The following is a 5,156-nucleotide window of genomic DNA, read 5'->3' on the forward strand; positions in this document are numbered from 1 at the left end:
TCGTCATCTGCTGTAAATCACAAAAAGGGGCTGAAAGAGTTCTTAAATCAGTTACCCGATTCTTAAATGATGAACTGGGTTTAACTGTTCACCCTGGAAAGACAAAGATTGTTAATAACTTAAAAGAGCCGTTTCAATTTTTAGGTTACGAATTCAAGCGTGGTTACTGGGTCTCCCCTTCTCCTAAAGCAATAAAGAAGTTTAAAGAAAAGGTAAAGGAGATCACTAAGCGAAACCAAACGGTGAACATCGAGACATTGATTAAGGAAGAACTGAACTCATACCTTAGAGGCTGGGGTAATTACTTTGGTCACTTCTATGGGAAGGTTACTTTCACTAGATTTGATGAATGGATACGTAGAAGATTAAGAGCAGTTCAATTAAGAAGTTGGAGAAAAATTAGAAAATTGTATAGAGCACTGAGGAAAAGAGGATGGAAAGGAGATCTCCCAAGGTTACGTATGTGTAAATGGAGAAGCTCTCTATCTACCCCAGTACATACTGCATTACCTAATGAATGGTTTGAAGAAATTGGTCTTGTTTCACTTGTGAAGCTTTATAATGATCATCATCCCCAACGGGGATAATCATGGAGGAGCCGTATGCGATGACCCGCACGTACGGATCTGTGAGAGGCGCATGAATAATTTCATGCGCCTACTCTATTTTTGATTTTCTTATCGTTCCATTTTGGTTTTTACGAAATTCATCAGTCAGTCCCTATTACCACGCGTCGAATGAAGTCTCATTATTGCGTAGTCTCACCTTATGTCTGGTGTTTGAGGTGGTTCTTCCAACCAGCCTTTTTTTATCATAATTTCCACTCCATCATTCGCATAAACAAATATATCTTTAGCAATGAGGGCAGATTTCATGGAGAGATCGTTTCGCAAACTGAATATGGTTCCAAAACTACTTCCAACAAGTCCGAATCCGTTTAATAGATAAACAAGATACATCATTAATTTTTCTGAAAACGGTGCCATCTGTGAACTGGTGACATTTCCTCCAGATGTAACAGATAAAGGGGTATCATTTTTTTGGAGAATTTCTTCAAATATTTTTATTTGCTTTTTTGCTAATTCTTTTCCTTTAATGAAGTATTTACGAATTGATTTATCCTCTGCACATTGGGCGAAACCAGAGATTAGCTGGAAACCGATATTATTTGTTTCAATACCGTGATGGAGGATACCCACCTCAATATCACTGAGGGATCGTGGCTGGCCAAACGGATGAAAACCATTTAAATAATTTTTCCTTTCAATATAGTCATTCCCCTTCGGTGGGGGAACATTTGGTGGAGTTACAAGGATTCCCCTATCAAGCAAATAGGTGGTGGCTATTTTATAGACACTGTTCGACATCGTTGTTAAGCTCTCATATAAACTAATGATATCTTTGCGGTAAGCCATATTCAGGTTGATCGTATACATTCCTAAGCTTAATTCCTTTAAGACTCGAACAAACATAATATCAAAGCCGTTGTCAAAAAGTTTTGGGGATTCTAAATTAACATCTCCTTTTGTAAATCCGACGGGGACTGTGATTCCCTCCTTTTCAAAAAGAGATTCGATTTCTTTTACATAGAAATCTAAGTTTTGCCATAATCCCCCCATAATATTTTTGGCCTGTTGATCATCAGATTTTTCCAAAAAATATTCTAAAACTCTTAATATTAGTGTTTTTTGCTGATACATTAACCAGAGTGTACCCACTTCAGATACACTGATGGGATTTTTCATACTCATACTGATTCTCCTTCACAAGATAAGATGTTTCTCATATAGTTCCCTGGATAATGATTTTTTATAGATATGGAATATGCTAGATGAAGTGAGGGGAAGGAAAGTGTTTGTCCCAAAAAACCGTTCCCTTTCTAGGAGGCCGGCTCTTGCTACAGCGCCTATTAGCTACGGGGCACTTCGGAAGTGACAACTGAAGTCAAAGAGCGTATTTCTAGTGTATTTCTTCGAGTTGCTTTAACGGACAGGACGTCCTAATATCGGGCATGCCACAGGACGTGGCGGTTTGCCCGATGAACGGACAGGACATCCTAATATCGGGCATGCCACAGGACGTGGCGGTTTGCCCGATGAACGGACAGGACATCCTAATATCGGGCATGCCACAGGACGTGGCGGTTGCCCGATGAACGGACAGGACATCCTAATATCGGGCATGCCACAGGACATGGCGCTTTGCCCGATGAACGGCTATACATCAAAACGATGCTAGTAGAGGAAGAGACAAGGCGCTTACGCTTTTCTTATAACATAAATTCCATTAATGTACCGCCAATGGCACCTGCTAACACGACTGCCCAAGGAGGAAGTTTCCAGAATACAAGCATTCCAAACAACACGGCAGCGAGTGCAAAATCAGCTGTATTAAGGATAGAACTGGTCCAAATGGGATGATATAATGCGGCAATTAGTATTCCTACTACAGCGGCGTTAACACCAAACAGTCCAGCTTGAATTTTCGGGTTACTGCGTAAAAGCCCCCAGAATGGAAGGGTACCTAAAATTAACAGAAATGCAGGTAGAAAAATGGCGGTAGTTGCTAAAAGGGCACCACTCCACCCATTCATCATAGCGCCTAGATATGCTGCAAAGGTAAATAGTGGTCCTGGAACTGCCTGTGTTGCCCCATAACCTGCTAAGAAAGTTTCTTCCGTAATCCAACCAACAGGTACCAGTTCCCGTTCTAAAAGGGGTAAGACCACATGACCACCACCAAACACAAGGGAACCGGCACGATAAAAGCTATCGAAAACCGCAATCCAGTGAATGGAAGTAATTTCTCTTAAAAAGGGTAGTAATATCAGTAGTCCAAAAAACAAGGACAAACAACCTATTGCAAACCTTTTACTGATTGGGACCTCCATATTTGAAACTTCTGGTGATTTCTGTTCACGGTAAATCCAAAACCCTATCAACGCAGCAACAACGATAACAACCACTTGAGTAATCACACTCTGCCATAATAAGGTTGTAATTACGGCAAATAAAGCGATCGTACGACGTTTCACATCCGGTGTCAGTTTTGATGCCATTCCAAGAATAGCATGTGCAACAACCGCAACCGCAACGATCTTTAACCCTTGGATCCATCCTGCATTTCCTACGTCAAAACCTTGTACAAATAATGCAAATAATATAAGTACAATGACAGAAGGAAGTGTAAAACCAATAAATGCAAAGATTCCCCCTAATAAACCCGATCGCATGACTCCAATTCCGATCCCAACTTGACTGCTTGCAGGACCAGGAAGAAATTGACAGAGGGCGACTAAATCGGCATAACTCCGTTCATCTAACCACTTTCTTCGCCGGACATACTCATGGTGAAAATATCCTAAATGGGCAATTGGTCCACCAAACGATGTAAATCCTAATCTCAAGGAAACAAGAAATACTTCTAGTATAGAATGAATTCCTTTTCTGTTGTTAATTGTTGTTGATTTTTTTTCATTCATTATTTTGCCTCCGACCCTGTAACGTTTAGATACATTTATTAAGTAATACTGAAACTATTATTATTTTACAGTAAAAAGTTATGATTATTAATACAATTATGTAAATGTATTGTTTGACTTCGTATTACAGACGTTCGTAGAATAATAGACTGTCGTGCATTTCATTAAAATCATATTTTTGAAAATCATTTTTAACCTTCCTCCTAGCCTTCTGTAAAAATGAACTATAGCCCTAAACAGGGTCATTCCTGATAATGTATATCTTCCCACCATGCAGTAGTAGTGTGATTACTTTTTCCACATCCACGCCAATATCGTAGATAGGAATGTACGATTCCAAAAAAGTCAAAATGTTGTAACATATGAGAAATCTAGCCATCGGGATAATGTGGTACTATTCATTTGTTGACATTGATAATCATTATCAATGAGGGAGGGTTAAAATGAAACTATCCAAATGTAAGAAAAATTGCTCCTGTGTGATTAAGGCAATCCCAAATGATTGTCCACTTTCGTATTTGGGAATTTGTGAAGGATTACACACAAAGGTGGTATCCCGAATGCCACTTGGGGGACCTGTCTTAATACATGTTGGTAAACGAAAGGTGGCACTTGGAAAAGAAATCGCGGATCAGATTTTGATTGAAGAGGTGCGTTAAATGGATTGCTGTCATGAAGAGGGCGCGTTATTGTTTGAGAACGGAGAAAGAACATTTCTGTTAATGGGAAATCCAAATGTGGGGAAGAGTGTTATATTTTCGAAGTTAACTGGGCGTCAGGTTCTTGCCGCAAATTATGTTGGAACAACAGTATCCTTTACAAAAGGGGAGTTGATCGGTTCTAAAGGTAAAACAAGTTTAATCGATGTTCCAGGCACTTATTCCCTTAAAGCCACATCACAAGCGGAGAAGCTTGCCATACAATTATTGGATGAAGATGTGGATGCGATCATTTTCGTATTGGATGCGACAAATCTAGAAAGAAATTTACTCCTTTCCATCGAGCTGTTACAGAGGGATATTCCAATTATTTTTGCATTAAACCTAATTGATGTTGCCGAACGAATGGGGATAACGATTGATGTTCCATTACTGGAAAAATTATTAGGTGTTCCTGTCATTCCTACAATTGCAGTTCGTAATATTGGTTTAAATAAACTGATGTCAACATGCAACCGAGTAGTAAAGAACCCTTATAAATACATCAATAGTGTTCCTCAAAACATTGAATCCCCTCACGAACTTGCCAAAGATATTGTACGGATGGTAGAAAAAACAGAAGAGAGAACACCAACATTTATGGAGAAGTTTGGTGACCGGGCAATGGTTCCTTTCCCAGGTATCCCAATTGCTTTTTTTGTCTTAATTTTTGCACTTGCTGTTGTTGTAGGTGGTGGAAAAGGATTACGTGCTATTATTTTTCTTCCGCTTTTAAATAACATTTATACGCCTTTTGTGGAAGGAATGGTAAACCGTTTTGTAACAGAGGGAATTATACATAGTCTCCTTGTGGGAGAATTTGGAGTGTTAATAAAAGCTTTTGAGTGGCCAATAGCACTGATCCTTCCATATGTGTTTCTATTTTACATTGTACTATCTGTTTTGGAAGACAGTGGGTATTTACCTAGGCTAGGAGTCCTGATGGACGGATTATTACGGAAAATAGGAGTGCAGGG

Annotated in this window: 6 protein-coding genes; 4 read left to right on the forward strand and 2 right to left on the reverse strand. The window is 39.4% G+C overall.

Features of this window, described 5'->3' with window-relative positions; translation table 11 throughout:
• On the forward strand, positions 1–587 hold a 587-nt coding region (locus KS419_RS17185; RefSeq protein ID WP_281419836.1), incomplete at its 5' end, for a group II intron maturase-specific domain-containing protein.
• A 174-nt stretch (positions 588–761) separates the two neighbouring features.
• Here KS419_RS17185 and KS419_RS17190 read toward each other — a convergent pair.
• On the reverse strand, positions 762–1,751 hold the full coding sequence (locus KS419_RS17190; RefSeq protein ID WP_217067625.1) for a DUF3231 family protein: 990 nt from the start codon (positions 1,749–1,751) through the stop codon (positions 762–764).
• Positions 1,752–2,031: 280 nt separating this feature from the next.
• Between KS419_RS17190 and KS419_RS17195 the strand changes: the two genes are divergently transcribed.
• Positions 2,032–2,238: a hypothetical protein gene (locus KS419_RS17195; protein ID WP_217067626.1), complete on the forward strand. Its 207-nt coding sequence runs from the start codon at positions 2,032–2,034 to the stop codon at positions 2,236–2,238.
• A 31-nt stretch (positions 2,239–2,269) separates the two neighbouring features.
• Here the strand turns inward: KS419_RS17195 and KS419_RS17200 are convergent, their stop codons facing one another.
• On the reverse strand, positions 2,270–3,481 hold the full coding sequence (locus tag KS419_RS17200; protein WP_217067627.1) for a chromate transporter: 1,212 nt from the start codon (positions 3,479–3,481) through the stop codon (positions 2,270–2,272).
• Between the two features lie 443 nt (positions 3,482–3,924).
• Here KS419_RS17200 and KS419_RS17205 point away from each other — a divergent pair, with 443 nt between their 5' ends.
• Complete coding sequence (locus tag KS419_RS17205; protein WP_217067628.1) at positions 3,925–4,140, forward strand: FeoA family protein; 216 nt, start codon at positions 3,925–3,927, stop codon at positions 4,138–4,140.
• The coding region (locus KS419_RS17210) for a FeoB small GTPase domain-containing protein (RefSeq protein ID WP_217067629.1) at positions 4,141–5,156 on the forward strand (1,016 nt) is incomplete at its 3' end.

The sequence above is a fragment of the Evansella tamaricis genome (assembly GCF_019042215.1).
In the GTDB taxonomy this organism is placed as follows: domain Bacteria; phylum Bacillota; class Bacilli; order Bacillales; family Salisediminibacteriaceae; genus Evansella; species Evansella tamaricis.